Annotated in this window: 1 pseudogene; it reads left to right on the top strand. The window is 50.0% G+C overall.

The annotated features are described in order from the left end of the window. Positions 1–204 (top strand): annotated as a pseudogene (locus tag P5674_RS26490) (IS630 family transposase); the annotation flags it as partial.

Here is a 204-nt window from a genome sequence, read left to right as displayed (position 1 = left end):
CAACGTGATCAGCAACAGCGAGAGGAGTTTATTGCTCAGATTGAACAGATGGAGCCACAAGAAGTGGTCTACCTCGATGAAGCCGGCATGAATAGTCAGGACTCGGATTATCCTTATGGTTACTGTGAGCAAGGACAACGCTTCGATGTCCTCAAATCCGGGAAGAGGCAGGGCAGGGTGAGCTATATAGCCGCATGGTGTCAT

The sequence above is a fragment of the Limnospira sp. PMC 289.06 genome, assembly GCF_032350395.1.
In the GTDB taxonomy this organism is placed as follows: domain Bacteria; phylum Cyanobacteriota; class Cyanobacteriia; order Cyanobacteriales; family Microcoleaceae; genus Limnospira; species Limnospira platensis.
Note: the sequence above shows the minus strand (reverse complement) of the source record. Positions and strands in the feature narration are given on the sequence as shown.